At 73.0% G+C, this 17,679-nt stretch carries 16 protein-coding genes; 1 reads left to right on the forward strand and 15 read right to left on the reverse strand.

The window, feature by feature from the left end:
- Positions 1–99: 99 nt before the first annotated feature.
- The 10 genes from lepB (ACIPSC_RS34440) to proS all read right to left on the reverse strand — a co-directional run bounded on the left by lepB (ACIPSC_RS34440) (position 100) and on the right by proS (position 9,552).
- Entirely contained in the window at positions 100–1,098 is a 999-nt protein-coding gene (gene lepB, locus ACIPSC_RS34440; RefSeq protein ID WP_400832316.1) for a signal peptidase I, read from the reverse strand.
- 246 nt (positions 1,099–1,344) lie between these two features.
- A complete protein-coding gene (gene lepB / locus ACIPSC_RS34445) occupies positions 1,345–2,340 on the reverse strand; it encodes a signal peptidase I (RefSeq protein WP_400832486.1) in 996 nt (331 codons plus the stop codon).
- On the reverse strand, positions 2,324–3,184 hold the full coding sequence (gene lepB / locus ACIPSC_RS34450) for a signal peptidase I (protein WP_400832319.1): 861 nt from the start codon (positions 3,182–3,184) through the stop codon (positions 2,324–2,326). Before lepB (ACIPSC_RS34450) ends, lepB (ACIPSC_RS34445) begins: the two co-directional genes overlap by 17 nt.
- 215 nt (positions 3,185–3,399) lie before the next feature.
- Entirely contained in the window at positions 3,400–3,750 is a 351-nt protein-coding gene (rplS, locus tag ACIPSC_RS34455) for a 50S ribosomal protein L19 (RefSeq protein ID WP_063347674.1), read from the reverse strand.
- Positions 3,751–3,904: 154 nt separating this feature from the next.
- Positions 3,905–4,723, reverse strand: coding sequence for a tRNA (guanosine(37)-N1)-methyltransferase TrmD (trmD, locus tag ACIPSC_RS34460; protein ID WP_400832488.1), 819 nt, complete (start codon positions 4,721–4,723; stop codon positions 3,905–3,907).
- An 80-nt stretch (positions 4,724–4,803) separates the two neighbouring features.
- The gene (rimM, locus tag ACIPSC_RS34465) at positions 4,804–5,415 is read right to left on the reverse strand and encodes a ribosome maturation factor RimM (protein ID WP_400832322.1); all 612 of its coding nucleotides are present in this window, start codon (positions 5,413–5,415) and stop codon (positions 4,804–4,806) included.
- A 266-nt stretch (positions 5,416–5,681) separates the two neighbouring features.
- Positions 5,682–5,921 carry an RNA-binding protein gene (locus tag ACIPSC_RS34470; RefSeq protein ID WP_030306741.1) on the reverse strand — a complete coding sequence of 80 codons (240 nt, stop codon included), beginning with the start codon at positions 5,919–5,921 and terminating at the stop codon, positions 5,682–5,684.
- A 2-nt stretch (positions 5,922–5,923) separates the two neighbouring features.
- Positions 5,924–6,352 carry a 30S ribosomal protein S16 gene (gene rpsP, locus ACIPSC_RS34475; protein WP_045700219.1) on the reverse strand — a complete coding sequence of 143 codons (429 nt, stop codon included), beginning with the start codon at positions 6,350–6,352 and terminating at the stop codon, positions 5,924–5,926.
- A 401-nt stretch (positions 6,353–6,753) separates the two neighbouring features.
- A complete protein-coding gene (locus ACIPSC_RS34480; protein ID WP_148642772.1) occupies positions 6,754–7,332 on the reverse strand; it encodes a hypothetical protein in 579 nt (192 codons plus the stop codon).
- Positions 7,333–8,139: 807 nt separating this feature from the next.
- Positions 8,140–9,552: a proline--tRNA ligase gene (gene proS, locus ACIPSC_RS34485; RefSeq protein ID WP_400832329.1), complete on the reverse strand. Its 1,413-nt coding sequence runs from the start codon at positions 9,550–9,552 to the stop codon at positions 8,140–8,142.
- Between the two features lie 212 nt (positions 9,553–9,764).
- On the opposite strand from proS, the gene ACIPSC_RS34490 reads away from it, so the two are divergent.
- Complete coding sequence (locus ACIPSC_RS34490; protein WP_400832332.1) at positions 9,765–10,589, forward strand: class I SAM-dependent methyltransferase; 825 nt, start codon at positions 9,765–9,767, stop codon at positions 10,587–10,589.
- Positions 10,590–10,763: 174 nt separating this feature from the next.
- On the opposite strand, the gene ACIPSC_RS34495 is transcribed toward ACIPSC_RS34490, so the two are convergent.
- The 5 genes from ACIPSC_RS34495 to ACIPSC_RS34515 all read right to left on the reverse strand — a co-directional run bounded on the left by ACIPSC_RS34495 (position 10,764) and on the right by ACIPSC_RS34515 (position 17,656).
- The gene (locus ACIPSC_RS34495) at positions 10,764–11,306 is read right to left on the reverse strand and encodes a GNAT family N-acetyltransferase (protein WP_400832337.1); all 543 of its coding nucleotides are present in this window, start codon (positions 11,304–11,306) and stop codon (positions 10,764–10,766) included.
- Between the two features lie 105 nt (positions 11,307–11,411).
- Entirely contained in the window at positions 11,412–12,974 is a 1,563-nt protein-coding gene (gene ffh / locus ACIPSC_RS34500; protein WP_400832340.1) for a signal recognition particle protein, read from the reverse strand.
- A 223-nt stretch (positions 12,975–13,197) separates the two neighbouring features.
- Positions 13,198–15,756, reverse strand: a complete 2,559-nt coding sequence (locus tag ACIPSC_RS34505) for a [protein-PII] uridylyltransferase (protein WP_400832343.1) — start codon at positions 15,754–15,756, stop codon at positions 13,198–13,200.
- 134 nt (positions 15,757–15,890) lie between these two features.
- Positions 15,891–16,229 carry a P-II family nitrogen regulator gene (locus ACIPSC_RS34510; protein ID WP_360193156.1) on the reverse strand — a complete coding sequence of 113 codons (339 nt, stop codon included), beginning with the start codon at positions 16,227–16,229 and terminating at the stop codon, positions 15,891–15,893.
- On the reverse strand, positions 16,229–17,656 hold the full coding sequence (locus ACIPSC_RS34515) for an ammonium transporter (protein WP_400832350.1): 1,428 nt from the start codon (positions 17,654–17,656) through the stop codon (positions 16,229–16,231). The genes ACIPSC_RS34510 and ACIPSC_RS34515 overlap by 1 nt, the downstream gene beginning before the upstream one ends.
- Positions 17,657–17,679 lie beyond the last annotated feature (23 nt).

The following is a 17,679-nucleotide window of genomic DNA, read 5'->3' on the forward strand; positions in this document are numbered from 1 at the left end:
CGGGCCACAGGTGGAGAACCCGGCGGGCCGTGGCACGTCCGAGCAGATTACTCGTCGGTACCACGGCCCGCGCAAGACCTCGGGGCGCCCCGGCTGAGGTCAGGACTGCTTCCGGCGCTCCGCGCGGTCCCGCAGCCGGCGCGCCACCGGCAGCAGGGCGACGGCGCCGACCGCACCGGCCGTGGGCGGCACCAGCGGCACGGCCGCCGCCAGACCCTTCTGGTCGAAGGTCTCCGGCACCGGGAGCGTCGCCCAGCGGTTCAGCGGCCAGGCCACCACGAACGCGCGGCCGATCACGTCGTCCACCGAGACGGTGCCGCCGCCCGGCTGGTCCATGTGGAAGCGGGAGTCCAGCGAGTCGCCGCGGTGGTCGCCCATCACCCAGATCCGGCCCTCCGGCACCTTCACCGGGCCGAAGTCCTTCATCTGACAGGGCGTGTTGCCGGGGTAGACGTACGGCTCGTTGAGCGCGATCCCGTTGACCTTGACCGGACCGTCGCCCTCGCACTCGACGGTGTCCCCGCCGACCGCGATGACCCGCTTGATCAGGTCCTTCTCGTTGTCGGAGGGCATCAGGCCGACGAAGCTGAGCACGTCCTGGATGCCGCGGACGAAGGAGTTGCCACTCTGCTTGGTGGGCTCGTCGGCCAGCCAGCCGCCCGGGTCCTTGAAGACCACGACCTCGCCGCGCTCCGGCTCGGCACCGAACCACGGTGTCAGCTTGTCCACCAGCACGCGGTCGCCGACCTGAAGCGTGTTCTGCATCGACTCCGACGGAATGGAGAACGCCTGGACGAAGAAGGTCTTGATCACGAGCGCCAGGACGAGGGCGATGCCGATCAGGATCGGCAGCTCCTTCCAGAAGGAGCGCGGCTTGCGCTCCTTGTCCGCCGGCTTCTCCGGACTCTCCTCCAGGGAGCTCTCGTCGCGGAGACCGTCGGGGGCGTCACCCGTGCCGTTGCCCTGTTCGTCGGCGGACTGGGCCGCCGCGTCCTCGGCGGACGAGGGCACCGCGGACCCCGTCGACCGGGTCGCCCGGCCGCCGGAGCCCTCGGGCTCTCCGGCGCCTGAGCGGGCGCCGATCACCAAATCCCCCACAACGTCTCCTCCCTGCTGTGCGGACGCCCGCGCGCCCGCGCTCACAGTGCCGCACAGCGGGCACCACACTTCCACCACCGACCGTGAACGCCCCAGGGCCGCCTTCCGGGCAACACCTGACACCAGCACAGCCGTCGGACGCGGCCGTTGTCGGGTACCGGCCGCATCAGGACTTCTCTATCACTCCCAGGCATCCGGCTCGCGCTCCCACACGCGCGGCCCGCCGGGTCGCCGGGCCGGGCCGGGCTAGGCCGGACGCCGCCCCGGCCGGCGGCCGACGAGCGGAAGGATGCCCAACACACCCATAACGAGCGGAGGTTCCATCGGAACCGGCCCCGCGCCCGGCGAATCCGCAGCAGGGCCGCGGGCCTGCGGGGCCTTGCCCAGCTTGGAGAGTGAACTCGGCACATCAAGTTGATTGATCCGGCTCACCGGCCAGACGATCGTGAACGCGCGGCCGACCACGCCGCTCAGCGGGATCGTGCCCTGTCCCGGATTCCCCATGTGGAAGCGGGAGTCGGCGGACACGTCCCGGTGGTCGCCCATGACCCAGAGCCGCCCCTGCGGGACCTTCACCTTGAAGGGCTGCCGGGAGGGCGGGTTGCCGACCGCAAGGTACGACTCGTCGATCGGGGTGCCGTTCACGCTGACGCGGCCCTGGTCGTCGCAGCACTCGACGGTGTCCCCACCCACACCGATCACACGCTTGATCAGATCCTGCTCGCTGTCGGACGGCAGCAGCCCGACGAAGGTGAGGACCTGTTTGGCCCCGCGCAGCACCGGCCCGTCCGTGGACGGCTGGTGATCGGACTCCAGCCAGCCGCCCGGGTCCTTGAACACCACGACGTCGCCGCGCTCCGGCTCGGCACCGAACCAGGGGGTGAACTTGTCCACCAGCACCCGGTCCCCGATCTGGATGGTCTGCTCCATCGACCCGGAGGGGATCACGAAGACCTGTACCAGGAACGTCTTCATCACCAGCGCCACCAACAGCGCGACGAGGACGATCAGCGGCAGCTCGCGCAGCAGCGAGCGTCTGCGGCGACGCGCCGCCCGGCGCGCGGTGCGGCGCCGATCGGCCCTGCCGCGGACGGGTATCGCCACCTCCGCATCGGCCGGTCCCCCGGCATCCGGTCGCCCGGCCGGGCGGGCGGCCGGGCCGGCGGCCGGGCCGGCGGTGACCCCGGCCGCGGAGCGATCGGCGGGGCGGTCGGCAACGCGTCCTCTACCTCTGGTCCCCATGGCCACCGGTCCCCCCTGCCGCTGCGAACGCCGACGACCGGTCCAGGCCGCCGGCCCAGTGGCCGATCGGGTAGACCACCCAGTCCGCCCGGCCGATCACCCTGCCTTCCGGGACGAAGCCGCCGCCGGGCTCGCCCAGGTGGTCACGCGAGTCACGGGAGGCGCTTCGGTGGTCCCCCATCACGAAGAGCTTTCCGGCCGGGACGACCACGTCGAAGGCCACGTTCGACGGCTCGTCCCCCGGCGCCAGGTAGGAGGACTCGTCGATCGGCACGCCGTTCACGGTGATCCGCCCGCCCGGGCCGGTGCTGGTCACCCGGTCGCCGCCGACGCCGATCACCCGCTTGACGTACACGGAGTCACCGGCCGGGGCCAGGCCCAGGTCCTGGGCGAACGCACGCAGCCCGTCCCCGAAGCCGGTCGGCTTGGCCGGTCCGCGCCGGAAGGAGCCCGTCCCGTCGAAGACCACGACATCGCCGCGCTCGGGGTGACCCCCGAAGGCGTAGGCGAGCTTGTTGGCGACCAGGCGGTCGCCCGAGCGCAGGTTGTTCTCCATCGAGGCGGACGGCACCGAGAACGGCCTCGCCACAAAGGCGTTCACCAGCAGCAGGGTGAGCAGGCAGATGCCCACGAGCAGCAGCAGGTCACGCAAGCGCGACCGCGACCGGAGCTCCTCCTCGGCTGCCTCCGGCTCTTCGGGCTCCTCCGGATCCTCCGGCTCTTCGGGCTCCCCGAAGTCACCGGCCGCCTCCGGCACCCCGGCCGGTTCCGAGGCCCCGGTCCGCCCGGACTCGCCGGCCTCTTCCGCCTCGCCGGCGCCCTCCGCCTGACCGGCCGCCTCCATCTCCCCGACAGCACCCGGCCGCCGGGCCGTTCCGGGCTCATCGAGCTCCGCGGAAACGGCCGCGGACCGCGGCGGCAAGTCCGCACCGGTGGGTGCGGGACGGCCGTCGCGGTCCGCGGATGGTTCGTGCGTGCTCATCGGAGGCTGAGCTTACCTTGCGGCAGCCCCGCTCCCCAGAGCGATCCGATCCCCCGACAAGGCCGGGAGACGGTGGATCAGCGGTCGCGCTTCTCCTTGATCTTCGCGGCCTTGCCGCGGAGGTCACGCAGGTAGTACAGCTTGGCGCGGCGAACCGCACCGCGGGTCACGACCTCGATCTTCTCGACGACCGGGGTGTGCACCGGGAAGGTGCGCTCCACGCCGACGTTGAAGCTGACCTTGCGAACGGTGAAGGTCTCGCCGACACCGGCGCCGTGGCGGCGGATGACGACGCCCTGGAAGACCTGGACACGGGAGCGGTTGCCCTCGATGACCCGGACGTGGACCTTCAGGGTGTCACCGGCGCGGAAGGCCGGGATGTCGCTACGCAGCGAGGCCGCGTCGACAGCAGCGAGCTTGTTGCTCATGTTGCTCTCCATCGCAGGCGCCACGGGCCGCCCACGGAAGTTCGTCACAATGGGGTCTGCTGCGGGCCGCATCGGATGGCGGTGATCCCCCCGTGGCGGGGGCACCGGTCCACGTGACCCCTACGGGAGGGGCCCAGCGACAGACAACAGCGGCCTATTCTTCCACATCATCGGCCACGGACCGAAATCGGCCGAGGCCCTCGTCCCAGGCGAGCCCGAGGATGCTGAGCGCCTCGCGCTCCTTCTTGTCGAAGGCGCCGTACTGCCATCGTGCGACCAGGTCGGGGCGGTTCGCCAGGGTGCGGGCGAACGCCTGCTCCCGCCGCCAGCGGGCGATCCGGCCGTGGTTGCCGCTGAGCAGGACGTCCGGCACCGTCCGGCCGCGCCACTCGGCGGGCTTCGTGTAGACCGGGCCCTCCAGCAGGTCGGCCATCGCACCCGGCGCGAAGGAGTCGTCGCGGTGCGACTCGGCGTTGCCGAGCACCCCGGGCAGCAGCCGGGCGATCGCCTCGACCATCACCAGGACGGCGACCTCGCCACCGGCCAGCACGTAGTCGCCGATCGACACCTCGACCACCGGCATCCGGGTGGCGGCCTCCTCGATCACCCGGCGGTCGATGCCCTCGTAACGGGCGGGGGTGAAGGTCAGCCACGGGCGGCCGGCGAGCTCCTGCGCCAACTCCTGGGTGAACGGACGGCCGCTGGGGGTGGGCACCACCAGCGTGGGCACCTCACCCTCCGGCCCCTTGCCGATCACCGCGTCCAGGGCCTCGCCCCACGGCTCGGGCTTCATCACCATGCCGGGGCCACCGCCGTACGGGCTGTCGTCCACGGTCCGGTGGACGTCGTACGTCCAGTCGCGCAGGTCGTGGACGTGCACGTCGAGCTGGCCGCGGGCGCGGGCCTTGCCGACCAGCGAGATGTTCAGCGGCTCCAGGTATTCGGGGAAGATCGTGACGACGTCTATCCGCATACCGTCCTGGACAGCCGACGTGCCGGACGTGCCCGGCGCACTCGGCATACCCTCGGCGCCCGGCGAGGCTTCGGTGGCGCTCACTCCGACTCCTCCGCCGCGGACTCCGCCGAGCCCTCGGCGCCCTCAGAGTCCTCCGAGCCCTCGGAGTCCTCGGACGTGCCGCGCGCGACCTCGGCCTGCTCCAGGTCGATCAGACCGGGCGGCGGGTCGAGCACCGCGCGCTGGTTCTCCAGGTCGATGGTCGGCACGATGCGGCTGACGAACGGCACCAGCACCTCCGTCCCGTCCGGCTTCTTCACCGTGAGGAGGTCCTGGTAGGGCAGGTGGACGACCTCGGTCAGCTCACCGACCGGGGTGCCGTCGAGCAGCACCACGTCCAGGCCGATCAGCTGGTGGTCGTAGTACTCCTCCGGGTCCTCCGGGCGCTCCTCCGGATCGACCTCGGCGATCAGAATGGTGCCGCGCAGCGCCTCGGCGGCGTTGCGGTCCTTGACGCCGGCGAAACGCAGCAGCAGCCGACCGCTGTGCACCTTTCCGGACTCGACGGTCAACGGCCCGGCCGACGCGGGGTCGGTGAGCAGGACGGCGCCCGGGCCGAGCCGGAGCTCCGGCTCGTCGGTGCGGACCTCGACGCTGACGTCCCCCCTGATGCCGTGGGCGCGGCCGATCTTGCCGACGACGAGCTGCACGGTGATCGTTCTCCTGGATCGGTGCTGTGGGTGCGGTGGTGCGTGGCTGCGGTGGTGCGGAAATGCAGTGTTGCGGTAATGCGGTGCTGCGGTGTTGCTCCGGTGCTGCAGCGCCTGCGGTGCATGGCGCCTGTGGCGCCTGGCGCCAGGCGGCGCCTGCGGTGCTCTTCGGAACGGTGCAAAGAACGGTGCAAAACAGAGAAGGCCGACCGGGACGCATGCGTCCCGGTCGGCCTCAAGCCCTGACGGCTGAACGAGCAGCGGCGTCAGCGAATGCTGTCCACGTCGACCAGGTCGACCCGGACGTTGCGACCGCCGAGGGCGCCGACCACGGTGCGCAGTGCGCGCGCCGTGCGGCCGCCCCGGCCGATCACCTTGCCGAGATCATCGGGGTGCACCCGCACCTCGATGGTGTTACCCCGGCGCAGGTTGCGCGAACGCACCTGCACCTCGTCGGGGTGCTCGACGATGCCCTTCACCAGGTGGTCGAGGGCGTCCTCGATCACGATCAGGCCTCGGCGGCGGCGTCGGCCTCAGCCTCGGCCTTGTCCGACTTCTTGGCCTTCGGGGTGATGGCGACACCGGTGGTGGCGTCCTCGAAGCCGGCGACGGCCTTCGCGAACAGGTGCGAGAAGTCCTCGACCTTCGGCTCGGCGACCTTCAGCGGCGCCGGAGCCGGCAGGCCCTTGAACTTCTGCCAGTCGCCGGTCAGCTTGAGGATGGCGAGCACCGGCTCGGTCGGCTGGGCGCCGACGGACAGCCAGTACTGGGCGCGGTCGCTGTCGACCTCGATCTTCGAGGGGTTGTAGGTCGGCTGGTAGATGCCGATCTCCTCGATCGCACGACCGTCACGCTTGGTGCGGGCGTCGGCGACGACGATGCGGTAGTGCGGGGAGCGAATCTTGCCGAGACGCTTGAGCTTGATCTTGACTGCCACGGGAGTGGAATCTCCTGGTGTTGACGTGGGTGAGCAGCCTCGCCGTCGCGTGGGGTTGCGGGGCGGGCCGTTCAAGGGACACGCCAGCCGTAGGAGAGAGGGGTCCTGCTCGGCTGCCGAGTACTCAGCTGTCCATTCTGCCATATCGGCGGCGACAGCCTTCACCGGGCCTTCGCAGGTCCGACCGGGAGCCCCCGCTCCCGGTCAGCCCGAACACGCCCGGCGTGTCCTCCGCGTACCGGCACGCGCGACGGAACCGCCGCCCGCGCCGTCCGTCCACACCATCCGAAGTCGATCCGCGCCGGCCGGAGCCGGCGGTCGACGCCGCCGGTCACCACCGGCGGCCGTTCCGACCGGACCGCTGCCCGCACAGCCGTCGGCCGGTACTGCTGCTTCCGCCGTCAGGCGATCTTGAAGGGCTGCTGGCACGCACCGCAGACGATGGACGCCTGCGCGAGCACCGACGGAACGACGCGGACGTTGCGCCCGCAGCCGCACACCGCCTTGACCCGGACGCCGCCCCCGGAGGAGCCGTGCCGGGCTGCCGGGCCACGGAAGGCCCGGGTGGCACCGTCACCGGCCACCGCCTCCTGGTGGGCACCGAGGGCCCGGTCCAGGCGTTCGATGGTCTCCGCGTACCGCTCCCGCGTCTCCTTGAGCATGGTCACCTGGGAGAAGCCGCTGCTGGCGTGCGGTTCGACCGGGTGGGCCAGGCCCAGCTCGGAGGCGAGGAGCAGGAAGCGCCGGTTGTGGTAGCGGCCGGCCCGCGAGGTGTCCCGGATGTCCCGGGCCGCGGCCAGACCATGGGCAGCCTCGTGGAGGAGCCGCTCGAAACCGAGCCGCGTGCCACAGGCCGAGGAGGACTCACCGATCAGCGCCTCGGGCGAGGCGAGGTCGGGAAGGTCCTGGTGGAAGGCCTGGATGTCGCTCCAGGCGGCGGCCAGTTCGGCCGCGAGGACGAGGGGCTGTGTCGTGCTCACGCTAGACCAACGATGGAGTGAGAGCCGATGTTCCGCGTGTTCCCGATCTCCGGGAATTCCCAGGAAACTCTCAGGAATGTACGAGCGCGCGCAATTCGCGCGTTCCGGATCTGACGCAAGACCAACCCCCTGCCGGTTTGGGCCCGTCGCAACTCGGCGAGCCTCGCCATTTCCGTCCGGGAACGGGCTGTCGCCCCCAGGACGTACGTACGACCCATGATCCTGTCGAGTTGACAGGGCCACGGGCCGTACACCGTACCGCTATTCCGTTAATACCGGCAGTTGACCGGCCAGTAGGTATGCCGCCATGCGAGACGACGCCTGGACGGTTACGAGCCGAATTCCGGACGGCCGATGTCGTTGCCTTGTCCATACTCACCAGTACCGGTCCGTTTGCGACACCGCTACGACACCTCGGAGACGTTGCCGGGACAGCACTGTGACACGGCCGAAAGCGCTCAAAAGCGCCCCGGAAGCCCCCCGAACGCGCCCGAAGGCCCCCTGCCGAGCGCCCGCGGAAGCCGCGGAACAACCCCCGGCGCGGCCCCGGACTCGGGACCCGGAACCGCCCCCGGACGGCCCCGGCGCGCCCCGAAACGGCCTCCGGCGACGCCGGCGCGCCGGAGAGCGGCCGGGACCGCCCAGGAGCGCCCCCGACGGCCCCCGACGACCCCGGAAGCCGCCCGGGCGGCCCCACGCCGCGCGGCAAGGCCCCACGCCGCGCGCAAGGGCCCGCAAACGAGACCGGACGCCCCCGGCCGCACAGGGCGGCAGCAGGGGCGTCCGGGACGGTGGAGCTCCCGCGCGTCAGTACGCGCGCGCCACGATGGCGATGTTGCCCTCCTGGTCGTCCGTCTGCGGCACCGAGCCGTCGGCGGCCACGATGCACCGCACCGAGACGCCCTGCTCGGCCAGCTTGGCCTCACCCTCCGGGCCCAGCTCGGCCCAGGAGATCCGGCCCCAGCCGGTGGCCGCGGCCTCGATGGCCTCGTCGATGGTCTTCACGTCGACGGTGCGGGCCTCGCGGCGCTCGCGGGACTGGCGCAGCAGCAGCGCCTGGTCCTCCTCCAGGACGCCCGGGAGCAGCGCGGCCAGGGAGTCGATCGAGACCGGCTCCTTGCCGCCGGGGATCCGGCGGGCGAGCATCGCGGTGCCGTTCTCCAGGTCGCGCGGGCCGACCTCGATGCGCAGCGGCACACCCTTGAGCTCCCAGTCGACCGCGCGGCGGCCGAACGGGGTGTCGGTGCGGTCGTCGACGACCACGCGGATGCCGGCGGCCTCCAGCTGGGCGCCGATCTCGCGGACCTTGGCGATCACCGCGTCGTCGCCCTTGATGGCGAGGACGACGGCCTGGACGGCGGCCAGGCGCGGCGGGACGCGCAGGCCGTTGTCGTCGCCGTGGGACATGATCAGGCCGCCGACCATGCGGGTCGAGACGCCCCAGGAGGTCTGCCAGACGTACTCGCGCTCGGCGCCCTGGAGCTGGTAGGTGGTGTTGAACGCCTTGGCGAAGTTCTGGCCCAGCTCGTGGCTGGTGCCCATCTGCAGCGCCTTGCCGTCGCCCATCATGCCTTCGAGGGTGAGGGTGTTGATGGCGCCGGCGAAGCGCTCCTTGGCGGTCTTGCGGCCGAGCACGACGTCGATGCCGAGCACGTTGGTCATGAAGTCGCCGTAGACCTGGGTGTGGATCATCGACGCGTAGTCACGGGCGTCCTCGTAGGTGGCGTGGGCGGTGTGGCCCTCCTGCCAGAGGAACTCGGTGGTGCGCAGGAAGACGCGCGGGCGCAGCTCCCAGCGGACCACGTTGGCCCACTGGTTGATCAGCAGGGGCAGGTCGCGGTGGCTCTGCACCCACTTGGAGAAGTACTCGTTGATGATCGTCTCGGAGGTGGGCCGGACGACGACCGGCTCCTCCAGCTGCTTGCCGCCGCCGTGGGTGACCACCGCGAGCTCGGGGGCGAAGCCCTCGACGTGCTCGGCCTCCTTGGTCAGGTAGGACTGCGGGATGAACATCGGGAAGTAGGCGTTCTGCGCGCCGGCCTTCTTGATCCGCGCGTCCATCTCCTGCTGCATCCGCTCCCACAGGCCGTAGCCGTACGGTCGGATGACCATGGTGCCGCGCACCGGACCGTTGTCGGCCAGCTCGGCCTTGTTGATGAGGTCCTGGTACCAGCGCGGGAAGTCGTCCGCCTGGGGGGTGAGAACGGGTGCCTTTGCCATGGGGCGAATGGTACGGGGAGCGGGGCCCTGACTTCGAATCGGATCCCCGCGGGGGGCGCCGGCCGGCCTTCCGCCAGGGGGCGCACGACCGCGACACGCGCGCACCACCCTGCACCCCTCTGGACGCCGCGCCCGAGCCGCTGTTCGCTGGAGTGGGGCGGGACTTTGGGGGAGCCGTAGCAGCACACCGAAGGACCGGATGGGAGGCCGCGATGGCTTCAGCTCGGACGACCGGCACGACCGTACGACCCGTGGGCGCACGACCGCACGACCCGCTGCCCGCGACCGCGTGGCCCGAGCGGGCGCGCGACTGGGCGGAGATCCAGGAACGCATGCTGGTACCGCTCTACGAGGCGGTCTACGACCGGCTGGAGGTCGGCCCGGCGACCAGCGTCCTGGGCCTGGGCTGCCGGTCGGGCCTCGCCCTGCTGCTGGCCGCCGAGCGGGGTGCCCAGGTCGCCGGCCTGGAGCCGCAGGACGAGCTGCGCGAGCTGGCCCGGGGCCGGCGGCTGAAGGTCGGCGCGGGCGTCCGGCCGGCGCCGGACGTCCCCCGCTCGGCCCATTCGCTGGTCACCGTTTTCGAGCAGCTGCCGGGGGCCGCCGAACCGGGGCGGGTGGTCGCCGAGGCGGCCCGGCTGACGCTCCGCGGCGGGCACGTGGTGCTGGCCGCCTGGGGGCCGCCGGAGCGGTGCGAGAGCGCGGCCGTGCTGGACGTGGCGCGCCGGATGGCCGGGCGCACCACCGCGCGCGACCCGTTCGGGCTGAGCACGCCCGGTGCCCTGGAGGACCTGCTCGCCCCGGCGGGCCTGCGCCCGGCCGGCAGCGGCCGGGTGGGCTGCCCGTTCGCCTACCCGGACCTCGACAGCGCGGTGCGCGGGCTGCTCTCCACCGGCCTGTACGACGCCGCCGCGGAGTTCTCCGGACTGCCGCTGGTGGCGAAGGAGCTGGAGGAGGCACTCCACCCGTACCTGCGCCCGGACGGCTCGGTGCGGATGGAGAACGTCTTCCGGTACCTGGTCGCCGAGCAGCCGCGCTGACCGTGGCGGAGTGGCCCGCCCCGGGGCGACGCCCGCACCCGGCCCGGCGACCACACCCCGGCAGGCCCGGCGGCCAAGCTCGCGCCGACGCCCGCGCCGGCCCGGCCACGCCGCGCCCGGCCCGGGCCTGTCGGGTGGATCGGACCCGGTCCGACCTGATCCACCCGACAGGCCCTACGCCCCGGCGCCCGGCCACTCCTCCGCGGTCAGCGCGAACCGCTCGTGGTCCCGCCAGGCGCCTCCCAGGAACAGCATGCGGGGCGTGAACCCCTCGTGCCGGAAGCCCAGCCGCTTCACCAGCCCGATCGAACGCTGGTTCTCCGGCTGCACGTTGATCTCCAGTCGGTGCAGCCCCAGACCCCCGGCGGTCTGCGGGGCGAAGCAGCGGTCGACCACCAGGCGGACGCCCTCGGTCATCCGACCGGTGCCGGCGAACGGCAGGTAGGAGTCGTAACCGAGCGACGCGTTGCAGAACCGGCCCATCACGATGTTGGCGACGTTCACCTTGCCGACGATCCCGTCGGTCTCCTGATCGATGATCAGGAAGGTTCGCAGGCCCGCCCCTTGCCGTTCCAGGAGGTCCGGGAGTCCGTCCGGCTCGACCGGGTTCCACTGTCCGATGTGTTCGGCGGACCGCCTGACCGCCTCGGAGTACGCCGCCTCGTCCCCGGCCCGCGGGGCCCTGATCGTCACTCTCACCCCACCATCATCGGACATGCGAACGGCCCGCCGCCCGGGGGACCGGGCGGCGGGCCGCGCGTGTGGAGCAGGGGCCCGCAGCAGGGCCGGGCCCACAGGCCCCGGGACCCACGGGCCTCGGACCTACAGCAGGTCCTTGAACTCCTTGGGGAGCTCGAAGTCGGCCGGGCCCTTGCCCGCGCCGAGGCCGAAGGCGCCGCCGTCCTGGGCCGGGCCCTGGCCGGCGCCGAGGGCGCGGCGCTCGGCGGCCGCGGCCTCCTCCTGCGCCCGCTTCAGCGGGTTGCCGCTCTTGCGCTTGCCCTTGGCCGCGGGGGCCTTCTTGGCGGACTTCTTCGAGCCGCCGCCCATGCCCGGGATCCCCGGCATGCCGGGGATGCCCTTGCCGGAGGCCATCGCGGACATCATCTTGCGGGCCTCGAAGAACCGCTCGACCAGGTTGTTGACCTCGCCGACCTGGACGCCGGAACCCTTGGCGATGCGCAGCCGGCGCGAGCCGTTGATGATCTTCGGGTCGGTCCGCTCGGCCGGGGTCATCGACTTGATGATGGCGCCGACCCGGTCGACGTCCTTGTCGTCGATGTTGTTGATCTGCTCGCGGATCTGGCCCATGCCGGGCAGCATGCCCAGCAGCTTGGAGATCGAGCCCATCTTCCGGACCTGCTCCAGCTGGGCCAGGAAGTCGTCGAGCGTGAAGTCCTTGCCGCCGCCCTGCAGCTTGGAGGCGATCTTCTCGGCCTCGGCCTGCGAGAAGGTCTGCTCGGCCTTCTCGATCAGCGAGAGCACGTCGCCCATGCCGAGGATGCGCGAGGCCATCCGGTCCGGGTGGAAGGCGTCGAAGTCGTCGACCTTCTCGCCGTTGGAGGCGAACATGATCTGCCGGCCGGTGACGTGCGCGACCGACAGCGCGGCACCACCGCGGGCGTCGCCGTCGAGCTTGGAGAGCACCACACCGGTGAAGTCGACGCCGTCGAGGAAGGCCTGCGCGGTGGTGACCGCGTCCTGGCCGATCATCGCGTCGACGACGAACAGCACCTCGTCCGGGTTGACCGCGGCCCGGATGTCGGCGGCCTGCTGCATCAGCTCGGCGTCGATGCCGAGGCGGCCGGCGGTGTCGACGACGACGACGTCGTACTGCTTCTGCTTCGCGTACTCGATCGAGTCGCGGGCGACCTGCACCGGGTCGCCGACGCCGTTGCCCGGCTGCGGGCCGTAGAAGGCCACGCCGGCGCGCTCGGCGACGACCTGCAGCTGGTTGACGGCGTTGGGGCGCTGGAGGTCGCAGGCGACCAGCAGCGGGGTGTGCTTCTGCTGCTTCAGCCAGTGGCCGAGCTTGCCCGCGAGGGTGGTCTTACCGGCACCCTGGAGACCGGCGAGCATGATCACCGTCGGGCCGTTCTTGGCGAACTTCACCCGGCGGGTCTCGCCACCGAGGATGGCGATGAGCTCCTCGTTGACGATCTTGACGATCTGCTGGGCCGGGTTCAGCGCGCCGGAGACCTCGGAACCGAGGGCGCGCTCCTTGACCTGCTTGATGAAGGCCCGCACGACCGGCAGCGCGACGTCCGCCTCCAGCAGCGCGATGCGGATCTCGCGGGTGGTGGCGTCGATGTCCGCCTCGCTGAGGCGGCCCTTGCCCCGGAGGTTCTTGAACGTCGCTGCGAGGCGATCGGAAAGGGTGTCGAACACGTCGTCGCGGGTCCTCTGCGGCATCGGTATCGGTACGGTCGTCGCCCCCAAGGGTATCCGGCCGCCCCGGGAACGGTCTCCACCCCTGGGCGGACGCCCCCTGACGGCCCTGCCCGACCCCTGCCCGACCCCCGGCAGGGCCCGGCAACGGCCGGGAACACCCGGGAGCGCCCGGGAAGACCCGGGACCGCCCGGGAACGCCCGGAACCTCCGGGCCCCGGGCTCAGCCCAGCGCCGCCCGCACCGCGGCCGCCACCTCCCCGGCCCGCTGCGGGCTGAGCGGGCGGCCCGCGTCGTCGGTCAGGTAGAAGGAGTCGACGGCGTCCGCCCCGAGGGTGCTGACGTGCGCGGTCCGGACCCGGACGCCGGCCCCGTCCAGCGCCCGTCCGATCCGGTGCAGCAGCCCCGGCGCGTCGTGGGCGCGCACCTCCAGCACGGTCGCCGTGGCCGAGGCCACCGCCGGGGCCACCGCGACCAGCGGCGGCGGGGTGGGGATGCCACGGCGGCGCGGGGCGGCCGCGTCGCGCTCGGCGAGCCGGCGCGCCACGTCCAGCGAGCCCTCCAGCGCCCGCCGCAGGTCGGCCCGGAGCCGGGCCGCCTCCGGCAGCTCGCCGAACTCGGCGGCCACCGTCCAGGACAGCAGCAGGACCGGACCGGCGCCGATCGGGTCCAGCTCGCGCAGGCCGGCCGAGCGGACGGTCAGCCGGTGCAGTGCCAGCACCCCGGCGACGGTCCCGAGCAGACCCGGCCGGTCGGGGACGGCGAGGGTCAGCCGGACGCCCATCGGCTCCGGCCCCTCCTCCCCCGCGCCCGGCGCCGCCGCGCCCTTCCCGGCCCAGCCCGGAGCCTCCGCCCGGGCCGACACCTCGGCCTGGGCCAGCAGCGCGAGCGCCGGCGCGCCGGTCCGGGCGGCCTCCACCGCCAACCGCTCCTGCTCGGCGGTGGGCTCCTCCTGATGGCCGGTGCCGGAGGCCGGCGAGGGGTGGCCGCCGGCCAGCTGGGCGGCGGCGCGGGCGGTCAGCCCGTCCACCAGCGAGGCCCGCCAGCGGCTCCACGCGGCCGGACCGGTGGCGGTGGCGTCGGCCTCGGTCAGCGCGTGCAGCAGCTCCAGCTGCGGCAGGGTGGCCACCACCTTGGTGATCGCCTCCACGGTGGCCGGGTCGTCCGGGTCCCGCCGGGTCGCGGTGTCCACCAGGGTGAGGTGGTGGCGGACCAGCATCGCCAGCGTCTCCACCGACTCCCGGTCGAAGCCCATCCGGGCCGCCACGTCGCGGACGATCACCTCGCCGGCCTCGCTGTGGTCGCCGGGCCAGCCCTTGCCGATGTCGTGCAGAAGCGCGGCGACCAGCAGCAGGTCCGGCCGGGCCACCCGGCGGGTCATCGCGGCGGCCCGCACCGCCGTCTCCACCAGGTGCCGGTCCACCGTCCAGCGGTGCACCGCGTTGCGCTGCGGCCGGCAGCGGACCCGCTCCCAGTCCGGCAGCAGCCGGGTGATCAGCCCCTCCGCCTCCAGCGCCTCCCAGACCGGCAGGCAGGCCTCGCCCGCGCCGAGCAGGGTGACCAGCTGCTCGCGTGCCTCGTCCGGCCAGGGCACCGGCAGCGGGCGGCACTCGGCGGCCAGCCGGCGCACGGTCGCATAGGAGATGGTCAGCCCGTTCTGGGCCGCGGCGGCCGCGGCGCGCAGCGGCAGCACCGGGTCGGCGGCCGGCCGGGCGCCCTGGGCCAGCACCGCCTCGCCGTCCTGCTCGACGACGCCCTCGGCGAGCGGGCGGCGCTCGACCGCTCCCCGGGCGACCGCCCCCGCGCCGCGGCCGGCGCCGGTGAACGGGAAGGCGAGCCGGGACATCCGGCGGCCCCGGCCGGCGCGGGCCGCCAGCACCCGGTCCACCGCCCGCCAGGTGACGTCGCTCGCGTAGGCGATGGTGCGGGCGGCCTCGTAGACCTGGCGCAGCAGGGTGTCGGCGTCGAGCACGCCGAGCCGCTCGGCGACCTGGTCCTGGTCCTGGAGGCTGAGCCGCTCGGTGGCCCGGCCGGTGGCCAGGTGCAGCGCGTCCCGGACGTCGGCGAGCCGCAGCGCGGCGGTGTCCAGGCCGTCACGCGGGGCGTCGGCCAGCCAGGTGGCGGCGATCGCGTTGAGCGCGACGACGTCCCGCAGGCCGCCGCGGGCCTCCTTGAGGTCCGGCTCCAGCAGGAAGGACAGCTCGCCGTGGCGCTCGGCCCGCTCCCGGCCCAGCTCGCGCAGCCCGGGCAGGCGGTCGGCGGCCCCGGCCCGCCAGTCGGCCAGGACGGCGGAGCGCAGCCCGGCGGTGAGCGCCGGGTCGCCGGCGACGTGCCGGGCATCCAGCAGGCCCAGCTGTGCCTTGAGGTCGGCGGCGGCGACCGCGCGGGCCTCGGCTGGAGTGCGCACCGCGTGGTCGAGGGCGGCGCCGGAGTCCCAGACCGGGTACCAGATCCGCTCCGGCAGCTCCGGGTCGAGCGGGCCGTCGTGCAGCAGCAGGACGTCGAGGTCGCTGCGCGGGGAGAGCTCGCCGCGCCCGTAGCCGCCGACGGCGACCAGGGCCACGCCGGCCGGGGCTCCGGCCGCGGCGAGCAGGCCGGCCAGCCAGTCGTCGGTGAGCGCGGCCAGGGCGGTGCGGCGGGCGCTCCCGGTGAGGTCGGACCGCTCCAGCAGCCGGGCCCGGGCAGCGCCGTAGTCGGGGAGCTCCTCGCGCTCCGGCCGGCGACCGGGCGGCGCACCCGGTCCGTCGGCGGGCGGGAGGGGCGGGTCGGTTTCGGTGGCCATGCGGAGTCCCCGTCCGTCGTCGTACGGTTGAGCGAGCGGCGCTGATACGCCGTCAGCGGACCTGCGACCACGGGGTGGTCGCAGGCCCGCCTGCGGGTCGATCGAGCTGATGCTAGAGGGAGCGCCCGGGGCTGCTAGAGGGCGTCGGGGCCGCGCTCACCGGTCCGCACCCGGACGGCCGTGTCGACCGGGATGCTCCAGACCTTGCCGTCGCCGATCTTGCCGGTCCTGGCCGCCTTCACCAGTACGTCGATCAGCTGATCGGCGTCGTCGTCCTCGACCAGGACCTCGATTCTGACCTTGGGTACCAGGTCCACGGTGTACTCCGCGCCCCGGTAGACCTCCGTGTGGCCGCGCTGGCGGCCGTAGCCGCTGGCCTCGGTGACGGTCAGGCCGTGCACTCCGAAGGCCTGCAGGGCGGCCTTCACGTCGTCCAGGCGGTGCGGCTTGATGACTGCGGTGATGAGCTTCATCAGGCGTCGACCTCGGTCTTCTCGGTGTTCTTCGCGGTGCTGGTCGCGGTGCTCTTCGCGGCGGCCTTCGCCGTGCCGGCGGCAGCGGCGGCGGGCTCGGCGGCGGCGGTCACGGACGCGGTCGGGGCGGCGACCACGGCCGCGGCCGGGGCCACGACGGCGCGGGCCAGACCGGCACCCACGGCGCTGAAGTCGTACGCGGACTCGGCGTGCTCGGCCTGGTCGATACCGGCCACCTCGACCTCCTCGGCGACCCGGAAGCCGACCGTCTTGTCGATCGCCTTGGCGAGCAGCCAGGAGAGCACGAAGGAGTAGGCGGCGACCACGGCCACGCCCATCGCCTGCTTGCCGAGCTGCTCCAGGCCGCCGCCGTAGAACAGGCCCTTGGCGGTCTGGCCGACGGTGCCGGTGGCGAAGAGGCCGACCAGCAGCGAGCCGATCGCGCCGCCGACCGCGTGCACGCCGACCACGTCGAGCGAGTCGTCGAAGCCGAAGCGGTACTTGAGGCTGATCGCCGCGGCGCAGACGGCGCCCGCGATCAGGCCGATCGCCACCGCGCCGAGCGGGCTGACCGAGCCGCAGGCCGGGGTGATCGCGACCAGGCCGGCCACCGCGCCGGAGGCGGCGCCCAGCGTCGTGAACGCGCCGTGCCGGAGCTTCTCGTAGATCAGCCAGCCGACCAGCGCGGCCCCCGTGGCGACCTGGGTGTTGATCAGTGCCATCGCGGCGACGCCGTTGGCGGCCAGCGCCGAGCCGGCGTTGAAGCCGAACCAGCCGAACCAGAGCAGCCCGGAGCCGAGCATCACCAGCGGCAGGCTGTGCGGGCGCATCGGGTCCTTCTTGAAGCCGACCCGCTTGCCGAGGACCAGGCAGAGCGCCAGGCCGGCCACACCCGCGTTGATGTGCACGGCGGTGCCGCCGGCGAAGTCGATCACGCCGTTGCGGTCGCCGAGCCAGCCGCCGTTCCCGCCGTCGAAGAAGAAGACCCAGTGCGCCACCGGGAAGTACACGACGGTCACCCAGAGGGCGATGAACAGGCCCCAGGCGGTGAACTTGGCCCGGTCCGCGACGGCGCCGCTGATCAGCGCCGGGGTGATGATCGCGAACATCAGCTGGAAGGCGGAGAACGCGGTCACCGGGATCGTCCCGGAGAGGTCGTTCAGGCCGATGCCGCGCATCCCCAGGTAGTCCAGGTTGCCGATCAGGCCGGCGCCCGAGTCGGGCCCGAAGCTGAGCGAGTACCCGTAGAGGACCCAGAGCACGCTGACGATGCCCAGCGAGAGGAAGCTCATCGCCAGCATGTTGAGCGTGCTCTTCGCCCTGACCATGCCTCCGTAGAAGAAGGCCAGGCCCGGGGTCATCACCATGACCAGGGCCGCACAAATGAGCACGAAGGCGGTATCGCCCGCGCTGAAGCCGTCCGGCATCGGCGTCTCCTCATGAATGGAAG

This window comes from Kitasatospora sp. NPDC090091 (assembly GCF_044747365.1).
Lineage (GTDB): Bacteria > Actinomycetota > Actinomycetes > Streptomycetales > Streptomycetaceae > Kitasatospora.